Annotated in this window: 17 protein-coding genes; 6 read left to right on the forward strand and 11 right to left on the reverse strand. The window is 69.3% G+C overall.

What is annotated here, in order from left to right:
* Positions 1 to 175: 175 nt before the first annotated feature.
* From miaA to R0D99_RS06555, 4 genes are all read right to left on the reverse strand, one after another.
* Positions 176 to 1,189, reverse strand: coding sequence for a tRNA (adenosine(37)-N6)-dimethylallyltransferase MiaA (miaA, locus tag R0D99_RS06540; protein WP_317750575.1), 1,014 nt, complete (start codon positions 1,187 to 1,189; stop codon positions 176 to 178).
* Positions 1,167 to 2,369 carry a multidrug effflux MFS transporter gene (locus tag R0D99_RS06545; protein WP_317750576.1) on the reverse strand — a complete coding sequence of 401 codons (1,203 nt, stop codon included), beginning with the start codon at positions 2,367 to 2,369 and terminating at the stop codon, positions 1,167 to 1,169. The genes miaA and R0D99_RS06545 overlap by 23 nt, the downstream gene beginning before the upstream one ends.
* A 257-nt stretch (positions 2,370 to 2,626) precedes the next feature.
* A complete protein-coding gene (pdeM, locus tag R0D99_RS06550; protein WP_317751021.1) occupies positions 2,627 to 3,334 on the reverse strand; it encodes a ligase-associated DNA damage response endonuclease PdeM in 708 nt (235 codons plus the stop codon).
* A 39-nt stretch (positions 3,335 to 3,373) separates the two neighbouring features.
* On the reverse strand, positions 3,374 to 6,172 hold the full coding sequence (locus tag R0D99_RS06555) for a ligase-associated DNA damage response DEXH box helicase (protein WP_317750577.1): 2,799 nt from the start codon (positions 6,170 to 6,172) through the stop codon (positions 3,374 to 3,376).
* A gap of 106 nt (positions 6,173 to 6,278) precedes the next feature.
* Here R0D99_RS06555 and vapB point away from each other — a divergent pair, with 106 nt between their 5' ends.
* The 3 genes from vapB to R0D99_RS06570 all read left to right on the forward strand — a co-directional run bounded on the left by vapB (position 6,279) and on the right by R0D99_RS06570 (position 7,547).
* Complete coding sequence (vapB, locus tag R0D99_RS06560; RefSeq protein WP_317750578.1) at positions 6,279 to 6,509, forward strand: type II toxin-antitoxin system VapB family antitoxin; 231 nt, start codon at positions 6,279 to 6,281, stop codon at positions 6,507 to 6,509.
* On the forward strand, positions 6,509 to 6,919 hold the full coding sequence (gene vapC / locus R0D99_RS06565; protein ID WP_317750579.1) for a type II toxin-antitoxin system tRNA(fMet)-specific endonuclease VapC: 411 nt from the start codon (positions 6,509 to 6,511) through the stop codon (positions 6,917 to 6,919). Before vapB ends, vapC begins: the two co-directional genes overlap by 1 nt.
* Before the next feature lie 136 nt (positions 6,920 to 7,055).
* Positions 7,056 to 7,547 (forward strand): hypothetical protein, encoded by a 492-nt coding sequence (locus R0D99_RS06570; protein ID WP_317750580.1) that lies wholly within the window; start codon positions 7,056 to 7,058, stop codon positions 7,545 to 7,547.
* A gap of 432 nt (positions 7,548 to 7,979) precedes the next feature.
* Here the strand turns inward: R0D99_RS06570 and R0D99_RS06575 are convergent, their stop codons facing one another.
* The 4 genes from R0D99_RS06575 to R0D99_RS06590 all read right to left on the reverse strand — a co-directional run bounded on the left by R0D99_RS06575 (position 7,980) and on the right by R0D99_RS06590 (position 13,520).
* Positions 7,980 to 9,725 (reverse strand): ATP-dependent DNA ligase, encoded by a 1,746-nt coding sequence (locus R0D99_RS06575; RefSeq protein WP_317750581.1) that lies wholly within the window; start codon positions 9,723 to 9,725, stop codon positions 7,980 to 7,982.
* Positions 9,726 to 10,047: 322 nt separating this feature from the next.
* Positions 10,048 to 11,103, reverse strand: a complete 1,056-nt coding sequence (locus R0D99_RS06580) for a ligase-associated DNA damage response exonuclease (RefSeq protein ID WP_317750583.1) — start codon at positions 11,101 to 11,103, stop codon at positions 10,048 to 10,050.
* Between the two features lie 316 nt (positions 11,104 to 11,419).
* Complete coding sequence (gene mutL, locus R0D99_RS06585; RefSeq protein ID WP_317750584.1) at positions 11,420 to 13,234, reverse strand: DNA mismatch repair endonuclease MutL; 1,815 nt, start codon at positions 13,232 to 13,234, stop codon at positions 11,420 to 11,422.
* 31 nt (positions 13,235 to 13,265) lie between these two features.
* Complete coding sequence (locus tag R0D99_RS06590; RefSeq protein ID WP_317750585.1) at positions 13,266 to 13,520, reverse strand: hypothetical protein; 255 nt, start codon at positions 13,518 to 13,520, stop codon at positions 13,266 to 13,268.
* Between the two features lie 124 nt (positions 13,521 to 13,644).
* Here R0D99_RS06590 and R0D99_RS06595 point away from each other — a divergent pair, with 124 nt between their 5' ends.
* On the forward strand, positions 13,645 to 14,301 hold the full coding sequence (locus tag R0D99_RS06595; protein ID WP_317750587.1) for a DedA family protein: 657 nt from the start codon (positions 13,645 to 13,647) through the stop codon (positions 14,299 to 14,301).
* 232 nt (positions 14,302 to 14,533) lie between these two features.
* Here R0D99_RS06595 and R0D99_RS06600 read toward each other — a convergent pair whose 3' ends face one another.
* Positions 14,534 to 15,985: an N-acetylmuramoyl-L-alanine amidase gene (locus R0D99_RS06600; RefSeq protein ID WP_317750589.1), complete on the reverse strand. Its 1,452-nt coding sequence runs from the start codon at positions 15,983 to 15,985 to the stop codon at positions 14,534 to 14,536.
* Complete coding sequence (gene tsaE, locus R0D99_RS06605) at positions 15,982 to 16,503, reverse strand: tRNA (adenosine(37)-N6)-threonylcarbamoyltransferase complex ATPase subunit type 1 TsaE (RefSeq protein ID WP_317750590.1); 522 nt, start codon at positions 16,501 to 16,503, stop codon at positions 15,982 to 15,984. The genes R0D99_RS06600 and tsaE overlap by 4 nt, the downstream gene beginning before the upstream one ends.
* A 27-nt stretch (positions 16,504 to 16,530) precedes the next feature.
* Here tsaE and queG point away from each other — a divergent pair, with 27 nt between their 5' ends.
* Complete coding sequence (queG, locus tag R0D99_RS06610; RefSeq protein WP_317751022.1) at positions 16,531 to 17,580, forward strand: tRNA epoxyqueuosine(34) reductase QueG; 1,050 nt, start codon at positions 16,531 to 16,533, stop codon at positions 17,578 to 17,580.
* Positions 17,581 to 17,861: 281 nt separating this feature from the next.
* Positions 17,862 to 18,770, forward strand: a complete 909-nt coding sequence (locus tag R0D99_RS06615) for a hypothetical protein (protein ID WP_317750591.1) — start codon at positions 17,862 to 17,864, stop codon at positions 18,768 to 18,770.
* Between the two features lie 127 nt (positions 18,771 to 18,897).
* Here R0D99_RS06615 and R0D99_RS06620 read toward each other — a convergent pair whose 3' ends face one another.
* Positions 18,898 to 19,815, reverse strand: coding sequence for an AEC family transporter (locus R0D99_RS06620; protein ID WP_317750592.1), 918 nt, complete (start codon positions 19,813 to 19,815; stop codon positions 18,898 to 18,900).
* Between the last annotated feature and the right edge of the window lie 10 nt (positions 19,816 to 19,825).

Genomic DNA, 19,825 nt, shown 5'->3' on the forward strand with positions numbered 1-19,825 from the left:
TGCAGGCGGGTCCGGCAGCCGCGGCGCGGCTCGACGGTGATCGTGTCCGCGCGGTCATGTGCCAAACCCTGACCAGCGGGCGAACGGGTGCAATTTCGATGCCAGACCCGCGCGCCGCGCGGGCGGTGGCGGTGACTGCGCACTAATGACTACAGGTTCGGCAAAAAATGCCGCTTCAGGGCGCGTCTGGCCGGCGCCAGTTGACAATCTGGCGCAGCCATTCGCGCACCGTGGGCGGCGCCTGGCTGTCGAGCACGAGCCGGCGCGGCATGCTGCGCAACCAGGTCAGCTGGCGCTTGGCCAGCTGGCGCGTGGCGGCGATGCCGCGCTCGCGCAGCGCGGCCATCTGAGGGGACGTCAGCGCATCGGCAGGCGCGGCCTCATCCAGCGCCGTCCATGCCTGGCGGTAGCCGACGCAGCGCATCGACGGCAGGTCGGGCGACAAGTCGCCCCGGGCGCGCAACGCCACGACTTCATCCAGAAACCCGTCGGCCAGCATGGCGTCAAAGCGCTGGGCGATGCGGTCGTGCAGCCAGCCGCGGTCCGCCGGCTCCAAAGAAAAAACGGGGATAGCGCTGGCCAGATCAGCGCTGGCAGCTCCTGATTTTGTAGTGTGAAAGCTCGACAGCGGCCGCCCGCTGATGTGCCACACCTCCAGCGCACGCTGAATGCGCTGGCTGTCGGCCGGTGCCAGGCGCGCGGCGGTGGCGGGGTCGACCCGCGCCAGTTCGGCGTGCAGCGCGGGCCAGCCCTGCTGCAGCGCCTGCGCCTCCAGCCGGGCGCGCACCGCCGGGTCGGCGGGCGGCAGTTCGTCCAGCCCTTCCAGCAGCGCCTTCAGGTAAAGCAGGGTGCCGCCCACCAGCAGCGGCAGGCGGCCGCGCGCGGTGATCTCGTCCATCAGCCGGCCGGCGTCGCGCGCGAAATCGGCTGCGCTGTAGGGGTGCAGCGGGTCGCGGATGTCGATCAGGTGGTGCGGCACGGCCGCGCGCTCGGCCGCGCTGGGCTTGGCGGTGCCGATGTCCATGCCGCGGTAGACCAGCGCCGAATCGACGCTGATGATCTCCAGCGGCACGGTGTCGGCCAGCTGCATGGCCAGCGCGGTCTTGCCGCCCGCCGTGGGCCCTGTCAGCACGACGGCGCGCACGGGCAGGCTGCGCGGATTCGGGTCAGCGGGCTGCGGGTTCGCCATGGCGCTGCACCAAAGTCCAGGCGGTGACGGCGATCACCGTGCACCACAGCAGAAAGCCATAGGCCAGCGGCCGCGCCGTGCCGTCCATGGCACGCCCCAGCCACAGGCCCATGGGAAAGGCCACCGCCATCATCACGAAGCCGTTGAGCGCCGACGCCGCGCCCGCCATCTGCGGAAACGGCGCCACCGCGCCGCTCTGGCCCACCGGCTGGTGCACGCCGTGCGCCAGGATGAACAACCACTGCGGCACCACCACCGCCCACGCGCCGTACCACGGACGGCCCCAACCGGCCCAGGCCAGCGCCGCCATCAGCACGCCGGCGGCAAAGGTGACCCAGCCCGCCGCGAACACCGTGCGGCGAATGCCCCAGCGCACCAGCAGCCGCCGGCAGCCGATGGTGCCGGCGATGTACACCACCGAGCCCGACGCCATCACCGCGCCATAGGCGGTGCGCGACAGACCCAGCGCCTCGATCAGCACGAAGGACGAGCTGGCCAGAAACGTGAACAGCGCCACGTACGACGCCGTGGCCAGCAGGCAGTAGGTGATGAAGACCGGGTGCCGCGCGATGCACACCCACGACCGCCACAGCGTACCGGGCGACAGCGCGTCGGGGTTGCGGCGCGCCAGCGTTTCGTTGAACTTCAGCGCCAGCAGCGCCAGGGTGGCCGCACCCGTCACCGCCTGCACGGCCAGCGTGGCGCGCCAGTGCAGCGCGTCGGTGAGCAGGCCGCCCAGTGGCGCGCAGCAGATGGCGATGACGCCCAGGCCGGTCAGCCCCTTGGACATCATGCGTGCGCCTTCCAGCGGCGCATACAGATCGCGCACCACGGCGCGCGCGCCCATCACCGCCGCACCCATGGCCGCGCCCTGGGCGATGCGCGCGGCGATCAGCCAGCGCATGTCCGGCGCCAGCGCGCAGGCGACCGACGCCGCCACGTACGCGCCCATGCCCGCCAGCAGCACCGGCCGGCGGCCAAAGCGGTCGGACAGCGGGCCCCACACCAGCTGCGACGTACCAAACGCCAGCAGCAGCGCGGCAAAGGTCATCTGCACCTGCGACATGGTCGCGCCGAAATCGGCCTGCAGGGCCGGCAGCGCGGGCAGGTAGACGTCGGTCGTGATGGGCTGGATGCCCAGCAGCAGCGCCAGTATCACGACGACAAGAAACGGGGACATGGCCGACCGGCCCGTGCGGACGGCGGCCGCGTCACTGGGGGCGGTGGTCACGCGGCGAGGGTAGCAGAGATGGGTGTGATTGATTCGCGCTTGGCGCTAGATCGGTCGGCGGAGACAACGCGCGGCGTCGGCCCGGCCCTGTTTTCTCGTCATTCCCGCGCAGGCGGGAATCCAGAGCGGCTGGCCCAGCGCGCTGTCGGTGAAAGCGTGGATTCCCGCCTGCGCGGAAATGACGGCTTTGCGCGGATGCTTCCCGATCACGCCCCACGCGGCAGCGCCCACACGCGGCCCGCGCCGACGGCGTAGCGCGTCACGTCATGTGCCGCAGCCGCGGCGTGGCCGCCGGTGAAGGCGCCGAACGCCGGCAGCACCAGCAGACCCGGCGCGTGGTGAAAGCAGGGCAGGCGCAGGCCGTCGCGGCCGCGGCCGGGCAGGGTGACGGTGGGGTGCCAGTGGCCGGCCAGCACGGTGGCGTTGGGCAGTGTCTTGGGATGGTGGCAGGCCGCCAGCGGCCCCAGGGGCAGCGGCTCGTCCACCACGTCGATGCCCAGCCACGGCGGCGGGTCGCCCGCGTGGCTGTCGTGGTTGCCGCGCACCAGCGTCATCGCCACGCCCGCATGCTGGGCGCGCCAACCCTGCAGCGCCTGCAGCACCACGGGGTGGTGCGCTTCGCGCGCATGCAGAAAGTCGCCCAGCAGCACCAGCTGGCGGGCCGCGTGCCGGTGCAGCAGGTCGGTCAGGCGCGCCAGCGTGTCGCCGGTGGTGGCTTCGGGCACCGGCAGGCCGCGCGCGCGAAACACGGCGGCCTTGCCCAGGTGCACGTCGGCCACCAACAGCGTGTGCCGCTCGGGCCACCAGACGGCGCAATCCGGCAGCAGCAGCACGTCCGCACCGGGCAGCGGCAGCGCGTGGGCGCCTGCGCTGGCGCAGACGGCGGACGGGTCGGGATCGAAGCTCGGCGGCATCACGGACGCGATGATGCACCGGCCGCGCCGTGGTGGCGGTCAGCGACGCGGCCGCCGCGGCCGCCGCGGCCGGCGGGCAGGGCGGGCCGCACCGTCGCGCGGCGCGGCGGCCGGTGCGCCGCCCTCGGCCAGGCGCAGCGACGCCGCCACGTCGCCCGCGCGCTCGGCCAGCGATGCGGCGGGCGCGTGGTCGGTGCCCACCAGCTCGCCGCCGGCCGCCTGTTCCAGCTCGGCCACCATGCGGGCGATGCGCTCGGCCAGCGGCTCGTTGCTGAGCTTTTCGCGAAAGCGCTCGACCATCAGCGGAAACGACAGCGGCGTCGGCCGCTGCAGCGCCACCACCTGCAACCGCTGGCGCTGCATGGCGGCCAGCGCGGCGGCCAGCCGGTCGATGTCCAGTTCCTGGTCCAGCAGTTCTTGCCGGGCCTGCCGCAGCAGCTGGTTGCCGGGGTCGTATTTCTGGAACACCTCGTAATACAGGCTGGCGCTGGCCTGTAGCTGGCGGCTGCTGCGGCGCTCGCCAGGGTGGCTTTGAAAGATCAGGCCCGAAATGCGCGCGATTTCGCGAAAGCGCCGACGCGCCAGCTCGCCCGCGTTCAGGCTGTCCAGCACCTCGGCCAGCAGGCGCGGGCGCTGGCCGGTGGCGTCGTCGTCTTCGGCAGGCAGCGCGATCAATCCGGGCAGCAGCGCGGCCCAGTCGATGGGTCGGGCCGACAAGAGCTCCAGCCCGTAGTCGTTGAAGGCCAGCGAAAAGGTGCCCGGCTCGCCGCGCGCCGCACGCCACGCCAGCAGCCCGGCCAGCCCCATGTGCACCAGCCGCCCCGCAAAGGGGTACAGAAACAGGTGCCAGCCTTCGCGCGACTTCAGCGTTTCGGCCAGCAGCTCGCCCGGCACCGGCAGGCGCGACCAGCGCTGCTGCAGCGCCAGCAGCGGCGCGGCGCAGGCCAGTTCGGGGCTGTCCAGCCGCCCTTGCGCGGCAGCGGCAAACTGGCGCACCAGCGCCTCGGCCAGCGTGTTGGACAAGGGCATGCGCCCGCCGTTCCAGCGCGGCAGCGCGGCGCTGCCGGCCGCCGCGCGCCGCACCTGCGCCGTCATCTCGTGCACGCGCACCAGCTCCAGCAGGCGGCCGGCGAACATGAACACGTCGCCGGGTTTGAGCCGCGCGATGAAGCTCTCTTCCACCGTGCCCAGGCGCGCGCCGCCGACGTACTGCACGCTCATCGCCGCGTCGCTGACGATGGTGCCGATGTTGCTGCGGTGGCGCCGCGCCAGCCGCGCGTCGGTCATGCGCCACACGCCGTCTTCGTCGGGCGCCACGCGCTGGAAGTCGGGGTAGGCGGCCAGCGACTGGCCGCCCTGGCGCACGAAGTCCAGGCACCACTGCCATTCGTCGTCGGTCAGCGCTGCATAGGCGGCGGTGCGCTGCACCTCGCGCCGCAACGCGTCGGGCTGAAAGCCGCCGCCCAGCGCCACCGTCACCAGGTGCTGCACCAGCACGTCCAGCGGCGCGCGCGGGGTGTGGCGCGATTCGACCTGCCCCGCCTGCACCGCCTCGCGCGCCGCCGCGCCTTCGACGATCTCCAGGCTGTGCGTCGGCACCAGCGTGATGCGCGCCGTGCGCCCCGGCGCGTGCCCGCTGCGCCCGGCGCGCTGCAGCAGCCGCGCCACGCCCTTGCAACTGCCGATCTGCAGCACGCGCTCGACCGGCAGAAAGTCCACGCCCAGGTCCAGGCTGCTGGTGGCCACCACGGCTTTCAGGCTGCCTTCCTTCAGGCCCAGTTCCACCCAGTCGCGCACCGACTTGTCGAGCGAGCCATGGTGCAGCGCCAGCGCGCCCGCCAGGTCGGGCCGCGCCTCGATCAGCGCCTGGTACCAGCGCTCGGCCTGCGAGCGCGTGTTGGTGAAGACGAGCGTCGAGCCGCTGCCCTCGATCGCCTGCACCACCTGCGGCAGCATCTGCAAGCCCATGTGCCCGGCCCAGGCAAAGCGCTCGGCGCGAGCGGGCAGCAGGGTGTCGATGACCAGCGGTTTGTCGATGCGGCCCTGGACCAGGGCGGGGCTGGGCGGTGCGGCGATTTTTGAACGTTTTGTGCCCCTGGCGATTGCCGGACGTGCGCGAGCAGCTATCGATTCAGTAGTATCCGGCGGCCGTGGCAGCAACGCCTGCAGCGCCTCGGGCAGATTGCCCAGCGTGGCCGACATGCCCCACACCATCAGCTGCGGGTTCCAGCCCGACAGGCGCGCCAGCGCCAGCTGCACCTGCACGCCGCGCTTGCTGCCCAACAGCTCGTGCCATTCGTCGGCCACCACCAGCTGCACCGATTGCAGCGCCTCGCGCGCATCGGCCCGCGCGAGCAGCAGCGACAGGCTCTCGGGCGTCGTCACCAGCACGGTAGGCAGCCGGCGGCTTTGCGCCGCGCGCTCGCCGCTGGCCGTGTCGCCCGTGCGCAGCCCGCTCGTCCAGTGCGGCGCCAGATCGGCCAGCGGCCCGCGCAGCGCCCGCAACGTGTCCGCCGCCAGCGCGCGCATGGGGGTGAGCCACAGCACGGTGAGCGGCGGGGCTTTGGCCGGATCGGCGGTTGCTTCTGATTCAATAGCTGCTTGCGCTTGACGGGCAAGCGCTGGCGGCACAAAACGCGTCAAGGCGCCAAGCCACACCGCCAGCGTCTTGCCCGCACCCGTGGTGGCGTGCAGCAGGCCGCTGCGCCCTTCTGCGATGGCTTGCCAGACTTCGAGCTGGAACGGGAAGGGTTGATGGCCGCGCGCGGCGAGCCAGTCGGTGGTCCGGCCGAATTGGGGGTCAACGTGCTCGGGCGAGCTGGGGGAGGGGCGGGCCATGAGGCATTGTCAGTGCTCATTCGCCGGACACGGGTCAGACGAAGCCGCTGATGGCTTGCGTTGCATATACCTGTTGGATATACTTTCCTCGCTAAGGAGAGTAGCCATGATCCAAGCCAGCGTTTTTCTGAACAACCGCACCCAAGCCGTTCGCCTGCCCAAGGCGGTCGCGCTGGACGACGACGTGCACCAGGTCACCGTGGTCGCCGTGGGCCGCGCACGCGTGATCGCGCCTGTCGGCGAGAGTTGGGACAGCTGGTTCGATGGCCCCGCCGTGTCGCCCGACTTCATGGCCGAGCGTGACCAGCCCGCCATGCAGGAGCGGGAGGCGCTTTGATGCTGCGCTTCATGCTCGACACCAATATCTGCATTTACACCATCAACAACCGGCCCGAGGCCGTGCGCACTGCCTTCAACGCCCACGAAGGCCAGTTGTGCGTTAGCGCCGTGACCCACATGGAACTGGTTTTCGGCGCCGAGCGCTCGGCCGCGCCAGCGGCCAATCTTCAGGTGTTGGAAGGATTTTTCGCCCGGCTGGAAGTCTTACCGTTCGATATACCGGCGAGCGCCCAGGCGGCGCAGATTCGTGCCGACCTCGCCGCCAGGGGCACACCCATTGGTCCCTACGACACCATGATCGCCGGTCATGCGCGCAGCCTCGGGCTGGTGCTGGTGACGAACAATGTGCGGGAATTTGAGCGAGTGGAGGGGGCTCGGATCGTGAATTGGGTGGAGCGGGAGAATTAATGCGTTGAATGCTGATAAGCAATCTGATGATGTTGCGCATGTATGTGGAGTGTCGATTGAAACATTGAGCGCATCTACCCGGCAATCCACACGGCTCACTACTTTTTATATAGGGCGCACAATCTAAAAAAATCTTATGGATAAACATCAAGCAATATCCATTCTCATTTCTATTGTTGCACTCCTCGTCTCTTTTGTTACTGGATATTTTCAATATCAGTCAAGACAGGATGCAGTGGAAGAGAAGATAAAAATGGAACTAAAAATGGCGCATCAGACGTCTCCTCTGAGTCCACTTGACTTAAGAATAATTAGTGGAGTGGACGAAAGAAAAGACCTAAAGGCTGCCATTATGCTCACAAATATGGGAAGCACGACTGTCCGAATCACGGAGGTTGGATATGACGATTATGAGCTGCCGCAATTTGCATTTTATGCTGGCGGGAGCGATCCGAAGGTCTTGTCGCCGGGTGAACAGGCGATGTTTATCGTGCCAGATCTGATAAAGATAGATCGCCAATTGACTGAGCACGTGCTTCTGGGTAAAGAAAAAGGTGCGAAGGTATTTGCCACATCCACCAAGGGCAAGCGCTTTGAAAGTCAGGCCATCATTGAAGTCGCAAAGTAGCAGGATTACCGAACTTTCATGCCAAATCAGCAATCGTCAACTTGACTGGCCCGCAACTCAAGGAGATTCGTCGTGCCCTCGAAAATTAAAAAAACCTTGTCGCTGGCTGAACTGGAGCAATACGAACCAGGCCGCGATCTCGCGGCCGATTTGTTGCAGGCGGTGCGCGAAATGAAGGCCGGCCAGGTGCATGTGGTGCACACGCCGGCAGTGGAGGCAGGGCGCAAAACCGGCTTGTCGCAATCGCAGTTCGCCAAGTTGATCGGCGTTTCGGTGCGCACCTTGCGAGGCTGGGGCATATGGGCGCAAGGAGCCGAGCGGCGCGGCGCGCACGCTACTTACCATCGCGGCGATGAACCCGCAAGCGGTTCTGGCGTTGGCGGGTGGGGCGTGCTTGCCGCCCGATTGAACCCGCAGCGGTCATGCGCGCCTTTAAGCGGGCAGCAGAGCCGCCAGCGTTTGAAGGGTATCGGCCTCGTTCACGGGCTTATCCACCCGCCACCTCAGCATCCTAGGAAACCGCACCGCAATCCCACTCTTGTGCCTTGCCGAGCGGGCGATGCCTTCAAAGCCCAGTTCGAACACCAGCGTCGGCTCGACGCTGCGCACGGGGCCGAAGCTTTCGCGGGTCGTCTTGCGAACGATGGCGTCGACCTGGCGCATTTCTTCGTCGGTGAGGCCCGAGTAGGCCTTGGCGAAGGGCACCAGCGTGCGGGCGGGGTCGTCGGGCGGGCCGCTCCAGACGGCGAAGGTGTAGTCGCTGTACAGGCTGGCGCGGCGGCCGTGGCCGCGCTGGGCGTAGATGAGGACGGCGTCGACGCTCATGGGGTCGATCTTCCACTTCCACCACACGCCGACGTCTTTGGTGCGGCCCACGCCGTAGGCCGCGTCGCGGCGCTTGAGCATAAAGCCTTCGGTGCCCAGGCGGCGCGCGGCGTCGCGTTGGCGGGCCAAGTCGGGCCAGTTGGGGCCGTCGATGTGCGGGCTCAGGTGCAGGGCGGGGTGCGGGTGGGCGGCGACCAGGGCTTCTAGGCGGGCGCGGCGCTGGTGCTGGGGCAGGGCGCGCAGGTCTTCGCCGCCATCTTCCAGCAGGTCGTAGGCCAGCAGGGCGGCGGGTTGTTCGCGCAGGATCTTGGGCGTGACGGTCTTGCGGCCGATGCGCTTTTGCAGTTCGGCGAATGGCTGCACGCAACCCGCCAGCACGGCCAGCGCGTCGGCGTGGTCGGGGTCGGGTTGGGCATCGAATGCCGCCCCCGCGCTGGAGGGATGTGCGGATGCAGCTATGGTTTCAGGAGCTTTCCAGACCACGATTTCGCCGTCGACCACCGTGCCTTCGGGCAGCGCGTGGCCCATGGCCTGCAGTTCGGGAAAGCGCTCGGTGATCAGTTCTTCGCCGCGCGACCACAGCCAGACGTCGTCGTCGCGCCGCACCAGTTGCGCGCGGATGCCGTCCCACTTCCATTCGATCAGCCAGTCGGCGGGCGCGCCCAGCAGTTCGTCAAAGCGCGCCAGCGGCTCATTGAAAGGGTGTGCCAGAAAGAACGGGTAGGGCTGGCCGCCGCGCGCGCCCAGCAGCGACGGCGCGTCGTGCGGGGCGATGAGGGCCAGGTAGTCGCGCGCCGTGGGCTGCGCGCCGATGGCGGTGTAGCCCATCAGGCGCTGGGCGACTATTTTTGCGTCCAGCCCGCCCACGGCGGCCAGCGCCTGCGTGACCTGCAGCTTGGACACGCCGACGCGAAACGCGCCGGTGATGAGCTTGAAGTAGGGCAGCCGCTCGCCCGGCGCCAGCCGCTGCCATTGCGCCAGCAGGCGCGCGCGCTGCGCATCGGGCGGCAGGCCGCGCAGGGGCAGCAGGTCGTGCGCCATCCAGTCGGCCAGGCCGCGGTCGTCGGGCTGCGTGGGCGCGGGCAGCAGCAGGCTGATGGTTTCGGCCAGGTCGCCCACGGCGTCGTAGCTTTCCTCAAACAGCCATTCGGGCAGGCTGGCGGCTTCGCGCGCCAGATCGCGCAGCACGCGCGTGGGCACCAGCTGGCGCGGCTTGCCGCCGGCCAGAAAGTACACGGCCCAGGCCGCGTCCTGCGGCGCCGCGTCGCGCAGATAGGCCTGCAGCGCGGCCTGCTTGGCGTTGCTGGACGTGCTGGCGTCGAGCGCGTGGTACAGGGCGGCGAAGGCTTTCATGGGTGGCGCCTTTTTTTGAACGCAAAGGGCGCAGAGGCTTCGCAAAGGGCGCGAAAAACGGCGGGAGGGGTGGGAGGCGAGTCGCGGCGCGTGATGTCCGCGCCGGGTGCAGCCGGTGCATGCGAGGGTGATCGCTTCTGGATTCCCGCCTTCGCGGGAATGACGGGGAATAGGTCGCGTGCGGGATGGCCGTCCATCGTCGAAAACCACCATTGTGTTAACGCAGCGGGTGCCGCACCACACAGCGATTCAGCCCTTTTCGGCTGTTCTTTCGCGTCCTTCGCGAACCCTTCGCGCCCTTCGCGTACGGCTGTGCGGGTTTTCATACGCCAGCCTCCACAGGTAAATCCGGCAACCCATCGTCGTCATCGCCGCCGTACGCCGTGTCGAACGATCCCGCGTCCAGCCCCTGCTCGCGCAGCCAGCGCACCATGACCGGGATGCTGCCGTGGGTGACGATGACGCGCGGCGCCTCGGTGGCGGCGATGGCGCGTTGCAGGCTGGGCCAGTCGGCGTGGTCGCTCAGTACAAAGCCGCGGTCCACGCCGCGCCGCCGGCGCGCGCCGCGGATCTGCATCCAGCCGCTGGCAAAGGCGTCGGCGTGGTCGCCAAAGCGCCGCAGCCAGGGCGTGCCGGCGGCCGACGGCGGGGCGATGACCAGCGCGCGCTTCAGGGCGGCCTTGTCGACGTCGGTCACGCGCTGCGTGGGCGGCAGCGCGACGCCGCTGGCGCGGTACGCGTCGTTCAGCGCCTCGACAGCGCCGTGGCACACGATGGGGCCGATGGACGCGTTCACGCCCGCCAGCAACCGCTGCGCCTTGCCGAAGGCGTAGGCGTAAATCAGGCTGGGTCGCCCCGCATCGGCCTGGGCGCGCCACCACGCGTTGATGTCGGCGAACAGCTGCGCCGCGTCGGGCCAGCGGTAGATGGGCAGGCCAAAGGTCGATTCGGTGATGAACACGTCGCAGCGCACCGGCTCAAAGGGCGCGCAGGTCGGGTCGGCGTCCAGCTTGTAGTCGCCCGAGGCGACCCACACGCGGCCCGCGTGTTCGACCCGCACCTGCGCCGAGCCCAGCACATGCCCCGCCGGGTGCAGCGACACGCGCACGCCGTTGAGCATGACCGGTTCGCCATAGGGCAGGGTCTGCAGCGAGATATCGGCGCCCAGCCGCGAGCGCAGCACGTGTTCGCTCTGTGTCTGCGCCAGGTACGCGCCATGCCCGCGCCGCGCGTGGTCGCCATGCGCGTGCGTGATGACGGCCCGATCCACCGGCCGCCACGGGTCGATGTAGAAATCACCCGGCGGGCAATAAAGGCCGCGCGGCGTGGCGACGATCAGGTCGGCCGGGCGGGAGGACGTGGCGGGGTCGAGGGACACGGCGCATTGTCAACAGCGGCCTGATTGGCGTCTGTCGGACGGCGGCGCGAGCGGGGTGGGGTGGATGGCGGCTGGCTCGGGATGTCTGAACGGGCAGGGCGCAGCGGGTGCGGGCCTGGATGTCATCGCGCATGGCTGTGCGCGCACGCCAACGGACGAACAAAAACACCGTCATTCCCGCGCAGGCGGGAATCCATGCCTTCACGGGCAGCCGTTCTTGGCAAAGGCCGTTGGATTCCCGCCTGCTCAGGAATGACGAGGGAGAAGGGCGGTTTCAAAGAGGCGACCTACGCACCCAACTATCCCTTCAACCGCCTCACCGCCCCCGCAAGAACAGCCCGTCCAGCTCCTTCATCGACAGCTGCCGCCAGGTCGGGCGCCCATGGTTGCACTGGTCGCTGCGCTCGGTGGCTTCCATCTGGCGCAGCAGGGCATTCATCTCCTCGTGCGTCAGGCGCCGGTTGGCGCGCACGGCGCCGTGGCAGGCCATGGTGGCCAGTAATTCGTCGCGGGCGCGTTCGATGACGCTGCTGGCGTCGTGCTGCGCCAGTTCGGCCAGCACGCTGCGCGCCAGCGCCACCGCGTCGCCGGCGGCCAGCGACGTGGGCACGGCGCGCACGGCCAGCGTGCGGGGCGAAAACGGCGTCACCTCCAGCCCCAGGCGCTGCAGCACGGCGGCGGCGCTTTCGGCGGTGGCCACTTCAAGCGGCGTGGCGGCGAAGGTGGCCGGAATCAGCAGCGGCTGGCTGGCCACCTGCGCGCCGTCCAGCTGCGTCTTGAGCCGCTCGTAGACGATGCGCTCGTGCGCGGCGTGCATGTCGACCAGCACCAGGCCGGCGCGGTTCTCGGCCAGGATGTAGACGCCGTGCAATTGCGCGATGGCGCGGCCCAGTGGCCAGTCGTGGGCGGCTTCCACCGGCGCGGCGGGCTCCGCCGGCGTGGCCGACGGCTGCCACAGCGCGCGCAGTTCCTCGACCGCGTGGCGGCCCGCGTTTGCTTCAAAATGAATAGCTGACTGCGCTGTATAGCTGTGCGTGGGCGGCCTGAAAGGCTTGAAATCCCCGGACGGCGGCGGAGATTCGGGCGCGCGCCAGGCGGGCGCGTCAGCGGCCTGGCCGGCCAGCGCGGCGCGCGGGGCGGCCAGCGCGTTTTCGATGGCGTGGCGCACGGCCTGGTGCACTTCGCGGCTGTCGCGAAAGCGCACCTCGATCTTGGTCGGGTGCACGTTCACGTCCACGCGCGCGGGGTCGATCGTCACGTGCAGCACATACACCGGCTGGCGCTGGCCGTGCAGCACGTCCTCGTAGGCGGCGCGCGCGGCGTGGGCGATGACCTTGTCGCGCACGAAGCGGCCGTTGACGTACGCAAACTGCTGGTCGGCGCGCGACCGCGCCACGTCGGGCAGGCCGGCGCGGCCGGTGATGTGCACCGGCCCGGCGCGGTAATCGATGGCCACCGATTCGGCCAGAAAGTCCTCGCCCAGCACGTCGGCCAGGCGCTGGGCGCGGCCGGCTTCGCCGGGGTGGGCACGCCATTGCTCGATCAGCTTGCCTTCGTGCCAGATGGCGAAGCCGACGTCGGGCCGCGCCAGCGCGTGGCGGCGCACGGCCTCGATGCAGTGCGCCAGTTCGGTCGCGTCGGTCTTGAGGAACTTGCGCCGCGCCGGCACGCTGAAGAACAGCTCCTTCACCTCCACGGTGGTGCCCTGCGCGCGCGCCACGGGCTTCATCTCGCCCGTGCGGCCGTCCAGCAGATGGGCAGATGACTGGCCGCCCGCCCTGGACAGCAAAGCGACTTCAGCTATGGAGTTGATAGCTGCCAGCGCCTCGCCGCGAAACCCCATGGTGCCGACGGCTTCCAGCTCGGCCAGGCTGGCGATCTTGCTGGTGGCGTGGCGGCGCAGCGCGGTCGCCATCTCGTCGGCGGGGATGCCGGCGCCATCGTCCTCAACGCTGATGAGTCGCACGCCACCGGCCAGCAGGCGCAGTGTGATCTGGGTGGCGCCAGCGTCCAGCGCGTTGTCGAGCAGCTCGCGCACCACGGACGCGGGCCGCTCGATCACCTCGCCCGCGGCGATCTGGCTGATCAGTTCATCGGGTAGATCGCGGATGGGACGGCGCGGCGCATTCACCCGCGCATTCTAGGCAGCGCCAGCGATGCGATTACTGGCGCTTGGGTTGTTGTTCACCGGGGGACGGTTGCTGCAACTGGGGCGCGGCCGAGGTGTCGGGCCGGCCGCGGCGCGCATCGTCAAAGGCCGACTGCGCTTCGGGCGTCTGGTGCTGCCCGGCGTCGGGGCCTTGCTGGCTGGGCTGCTGGTCGCGCTCGTGCGGCAGTCCGCCGGGCTTGCGCTGGCGCGTGTCGTCCAGATCGACGGTGGGCTGCTCGGGCGCAGCGGGTGGTGGTGTGGCGGGCATGCAGGCTCCTGATATGTTGTGTTGCGTTGGAGTGTCGCCCGCGCCGCGGCAAATGCCTGTCGGACGGTGCCCCTCACCGCCGTGGGCGCAGGGGATTGCCGTTCAGCACCGATAATCGCCGCCCATGGATATCGTGATGCAACTGGTCGACTTCATCCTGCACGTCGACAGATACCTGGGTGCGTTCGTGACGCAATACGGCGCGTGGGTCTACGCGCTGCTGTTTCTCATCGTGTTCGTCGAAACCGGCGTGGTGGTGATGCCGTTTCTGCCGGGCGATTCGCTGCTGTTCGTGGTGGGGGCGCTGGCCGGCGCGGGGCTCATCAGCTACCCGCTGGTGTGCGTGATCCTGCTGGTGGCCGCGATCCTGGGCGACCAGTGCAACTACAGCATTGGCCGCTATTTCGGGCCCAAGGTGTTTCAGTGGGAGGACTCGCGCTTTTTCAACCGGCGCGCCTTCGACAAGGCCCATGCGTTCTACGAGCGCTATGGCGGCGTGACGGTGATCCTGGCGCGTTTCATGCCGTTCATCCGCACCTTCGTGCCCTTCGTGGCGGGCGTGGCCGAAATGACGCGTGGCAAGTTCACCTTCTTCAACGTCACCGGCGCGCTGATCTGGGTGCTGGGCATCGTGACGGCCGGCTACGTGTTCGGCAACCTGCCGTGGGTGCAGGCCAACCTCAGCAAGATCATCTGGGGCCTGATCCTGGTGCCGGGCCTGATCGCCATCTATGGCGGCTGGAAGGCCGGGCGCGCCGAAAAGACCGCGGCCAGTCTGTAAAGCCGCCTCCAAAAGAAAAACGGGCGAGTCGTCAAACGACATCGCCCGCACAAATTTTGGAGGAGAACTTACAGAGAAACTGGCTTTCGCCAGCCCCTATTCAACGCGCGAGCCGGGGTGTTGGTTGTCAGACGAAGCAGACGCATCGCGTCGTCAGCGGTCTTTTGCCCCAGAAATGGTGAGTTTTGCACGCAAACCTGTGTCTTTTGACACCCAAGTGTGCCGAAGCACTTCACACCTGCCGGTTGCGCGCCAGCGGCGGGTTGGCCGAAAAGTATTTCTGGATGCCGCCAATCAGCGCGTTGGCCAGGTCGTTCTGGTAGCTTTCGCTGCGCAGCTTGCGTTCTTCGTCGGGGTTGCTGATGAACGCGGTTTCGACCAGCACGCTGGGAATGTCGGGGGCGCGCAGCACGGCAAAGTTGGCGCGCTCCACGCGCGGCTTGTGCAGGCGGCCCACGCCGCCGATTTCGCGCAGCACCGAATCGCCCAGCATCAGGCTGTCCTTGATCTGCGCGGTGGTGCTCATGTCCAGCATGGCGCGCTGCACCAGCGAATCGCGCACGCCCAGGTTGACGCCGCCCACGCGGTCGGCGTTGTTTTCGTTGGCGGCCAGCCAGCGCGCGGCGGCGCTGGACGCCCCGCGCTCGGACAGCGCGTACACGCTGGCGCCCGCCGCCTCCGACCGCATGAAGGCGTCGGCGTGGATGCTGATGAACAGGTCGGCGCCCACGCGGCGCGCCTTTTCGACCCGCGTGGCCAGCGGCACGAAGTAGTCGCCGTCGCGCGTAAGAAACGCGCGCATCGGGTTGCCGCCGACGGTGGTGTTGTTGATGCGGTCGCGCAGCTTGAGCGCGACCTGCAGCACCACGTCTTTTTCGTAGGTGCCGCCGGGGCCGATGGCGCCGGGGTCTTCGCCGCCGTGGCCGGGGTCGAGCGCGACGATGATGAGCCGGTCGGTGCCGGCGCGCGCGGGGGCCTGCGCCACGGCGCTGGGCGCGGGCGCTGGCGCTGGTGTGCGCAGCGTCAGGCGCGGCGGTGCGGGCGGGCTGGGCGCACGTGCCACGGCGCTGCCGGGGCGCGACATCTCGTTGGCGCGCTCGATCTGGCGCGCGATCAGGTCGCCCAGTGAATCGGTGGCCTCGGCCGACATGCCGCGCGCCGCGCCGCCCGGTGCGCCTGCGGCGGGGCCGCCCAGCTCCTTCATGCGTTCGGCGATCAGCTGCTCCAGCGGATCAACCGGGTGGGCCGGGTACAGGTCGAACACCAGCCGGTGCCGGTACGCCGCCACCGGCGCCAGCGTGAACACCTGCGGACGGCTTTCCTGCTTCAGGTCCAGCACCAGCCGCACCACGCCGGGCGAGTTCTGGCCGACGCGGATGCCGGCGATGTTGGGGTCGTCGGCGCGCACCTTGGCGACCAGCTCGCGCAGCGTGGGGTTCAGCTCCAGCCCCTCGATGTCGACGGCCAGGCGCGGTGGCATGCCGACCATGCGGTGCGTGGCCTTGAGCGCCGTGTCGGATTCGATGGTGACACGGCTGTAGTCCTCGGCCGGCCAGATGCGCACCGCCACGATGCTGGCGCCGCGCGCGATGTGGTGCGCCGTCAGCAGCAGCACCAGCGAGCCGCCTTGCAGCAGCGCGCGGCGGCGGCCGGGCAGGCGCGGGGCGGGCGCGGGCGGCGTCATGGGCTCACCTCGCGCAGGCCTTGCAGCAGCAGCGCGCCGCGCGCGGTGCCGGCCTGAGCGCGTACCGCGCGTTGGTCATCCTGCGCCAGCCAGTCGATGTGCAGCGTCAGGTCGGGCACGGGCAGCAGGCCGGCGGCCTTGTCGGGCCATTCGGCCAGCTTCAGGCCGGGCGCGGCAAACAGGTCGCGAAAGCCGGCGTCTTCCCATTCGCGCGGGTCGTTGAAGCGGTAGAAGTCGAAGTGAGACACCGCCAGGCCGTCGGGCGTGGCGTGCGGCTCGACCACGGCATAGGTGGGGCTCTTGATGCGGCCTTGGACGCCCAGCGCGCGCAGCAGGTGGCGCACGAAGGTGGTCTTGCCCGCGCCCAGGTCGCCCTGCAGTTCGATGAAGGCGTCGCGCAGCGCGGGCAGCGCGGCCAGGCGGCGCGCAAAGGTGGCGGTGTCGTCCTCGGTGCGCCAGGTGAACGACGCGGACGGTGCGGTTTCTACAATCTGGCCGTGGCTGGCAGTGGCGCTCAACTCGATTCCCTTGAACTGTGGACGCAGGTGCAGGACGCGGCGCGGGCGCTGGGGTTTTCGCACGTCGGCGTGGCGGACGTGGACCTGTCGAGCGCCGAACCCGGCCTGCTGGCCTGGCTGAACAACGGCTTTCATGGTCGCATGGATTACATGGCGGCGCATGGCCTGAAGCGCGCACGCCCGGCCGAGCTGGTGCCCGGCACCGTGAGCGTGATCACTGCGCGCATGGACTACCTGCCGCGCGATACGCCGCCCGGCTGGCAGGCGGTGGAATTCGACCGCCTGCAGCGCCCGGGCGAAGGCATCGTGTCGATCTACGCCCGCGGCCGCGACTACCACAAGGTGCTGCGCGCGCGGCTGCAGAAGCTGGCCGATCACATCGCAGACGCCGTGGGCCCCTTCGGCCACCGCGTGTTCACCGATTCGGCCCCGGTGCTGGAGGCCGAACTGGCCGCGCGCAGCGGCCAGGGCTGGCGCGGCAAGCACACGCTGGTGCTGTCGCGCGAAGGCGGGTCGATGTTCTTTCTGGGCGAGATCTATGTTGACCTGGCGCTGCCCCGCACCGCGCCGACCAGTGAACACTGTGGGCAATGCACGGCCTGCATTGACATCTGCCCCACGCGCGCCATCGTGGCGCCGCACCAGCTGGACGCGCGGCGCTGCATCTCGTACCTGACCATCGAGCACGACGGCGCGATTGACGAGGCGCTGCGCCCGCTGATCGGCAACCGCATCTATGGCTGCGACGATTGCCAGCTGGCCTGCCCCTGGAACAAATACGCCCAGCGCAGCGCGCTGCCCGACTTCGACGTGCGCGACGGCCTGCGCGGCGGCGAGCTGGCGGCGTTGTTCGGCTGGAGCGAAGAAGAATTCCTGCGCCGCACCGAAGGCGGCCCGATCCGCCGCATTGGCCACGTGCGCTGGCTGCGCAACATCGCCGTGGCGCTGGGCAACGCCCTGGCCGCGCTGCCCGCCGGCGACGCGCGCCGCGCGCCCTTGCTGGCCGCGCTGCAGGCCCGCGCCGACCACCCGCACGCGCTGGTGCGCGAGCATGTGCAATGGGCGATGGGGCGTTGACGACGTCACGGCGCTGCTGCGATTTTTAAGTGTGGGGCTGGCGCCGCGACTGTGCGGCAAGCTGCCATTTTCATAGCATAGACGATGTGCGTCAACCTGAGGCGGGCAAACGGAGGGCGCCTTGTCCGACACCGGGGTGCTCATGGTTTGCATAGCATCAATGGCTCGCACCGCCACGCTCAGAAGGCGGTACCCCATTCATCCGCCCGTCGCCCTGGGTGCCGCGGGCCAATACACAAGGAGCTGCCGTGCGCTATACGCTGAGACAAGTCCAACCCCTCTTGACCAAGCCCGAACTCGAACTGTTTCACGCCAGCCGCGCCGGGGCCGTGAAGGAACTCACCGCACGCCAGCTCGCCAGCAAAGTCACCCGCGCCCGCGCGCTGCGCGACAAGTACCGCGACACCTATCGCCGCCAGACCGTGGCCACGCGCACCGGCCCCGCCAACGAGCGCAAGCAGATGGGCGGTGAGAACAACCGCACCGAAATCAAGGCCGACATCCTGGCCGACGTGTTGCAGCGCTTTGAAGCGCAGCATGAAAAGCTGGAAGCGCGCCTGGCCAAGGCGACCACGACGCGCGGCGCCCGTCCGCACAACGCGCCGGGCGTGCCCGCCAAGCGCACCAACCCCAAGTCGGCGCAGCGCAGCCGCCGCACCACCGGCGATGCCGCGCCGGGCGAGGGCGCTGACTTGGCCATGCGCAACGCCACCACCACCAAGCCGCGCCAGGTGGCACGCAAGCAGCGCGCCGCCGACGACCTGGGCTATGCGGTGGTGACCGCGCGCGGCGCCAAGTCGACCCGCGCCGCCAACGGCGCCGAGCGCCCGGCGGCCAAGACTGCGGCCAAGAAGGCCACCGCCAAGAAAACGTCTGCCAAGAAAATGCCCGCCACCAAGGCCATCACCGGCGCCGCCCAGCCTGCCGCCAAGCTGATGAAGCAGGTGCGCTCGGCCGTGGCGCGCCAGCAGCAGGCCGCGCCGGCCGAAGGTACGCCGACCGCACGGCGCGGCAGCCGCACGCTGGTGGGTGGCTCGGCCAGCGACCTGGCGCAAGGCGCGGTGCCGACCCACATGCCGGCGGCAGCGCAGCGCTACAACCCGTTGAAGGCCGAGCCGGTCAACAAGAAGATCCACGCATCGGCGCGCGGGCGCAACAAGGTGGTGACGGCCAAGCGCGACGGGCGCTGATTGGTTCGTATCTGCCCCGTTTGCACCACACAGCCGCGCGGCGGGCGTCGCGCGGCTTTTTGTTGTTCAAATCGTGCGCTGGCGCTCAACTGGCAAGCGCATTTAGCTATTCAAACGATAGCAAACATCACCCCGGCAAGCCTCGCAACACCCCCAGCGCGAAGGGCAGGCTCACCATGCCCAGCACGGTCGACAGCGTGACCAGCCCTGCCACGTAAGGCCCGTTGTAGCCCATGCGCGCGGCCAGCACGTAGCAGGTCGATGCGGTGGGCAGCGCCGAAAAGATGAGCAGCACCATGGTCTCGTCCGCGCCCAGCCGGAAGGCGCGCGCCAGCAGCCACGCGGCCACCGGCATCAGCAAGTGGCGGATGGTGAGCACGCCCACGCTCAGGGTCTTGCCGCTGGCCAGGCTCTGAAACTGCATGCCCGCGCCGGCCGACATCAGCCCCAGCGCGATGGACGCCGCGCCGATGCGGGTGACCGTGGGCACCAGCCATTCCGGCATCGTGAACCCGGCCAGGTTGGCCAGCAGGCCCGACGCCGTGGCCAGGATCAGCGGATTGCGCGCCAGCTCGCCCAGAAAGCCGCGCCCCGCGTGGCGCGCCATGGGCCACACGGCGCCGATGTTGCACAGCGGCACGCACACGCCGATCAGCACGGCCACCAGTTGCAGGCCCTGCGCGCCGCCCAGCCGCTCGGCCAACGCCAGGCCGATGAACGAGTTGAAGCGGAACGCCACCTGCGCGCTGGCGGCGTGGTCGCGCAGGTCGATGCGCCCGCGCAGGCCCGGCAGACGCGGCAGCGCATAGGCCAGCATGATGCCGGTGGCGACCAGCCCCAGGCCGGCGCCGATCAGGCTCGACGCCGCGCGCACGTCCAGCGGCGTGCGCACGATGGACTGGAACAGCAGCACCGGAAACAGGAAGTAATAGACCAATGCCTCTGCCGACTGCCAGACCGGGCGATTGAGCGCGGTATGGCGGCACAGCAGGTAGCCGATCAGGATCAGCGAAAAGTCCGGAAAGAGCAGTTGGGCGTAGTACACGGCGGCAGAG

Source organism: Ottowia sp. SB7-C50, from assembly GCF_033110285.1.
In the GTDB taxonomy this organism is placed as follows: domain Bacteria; phylum Pseudomonadota; class Gammaproteobacteria; order Burkholderiales; family Burkholderiaceae_C; genus Ottowia.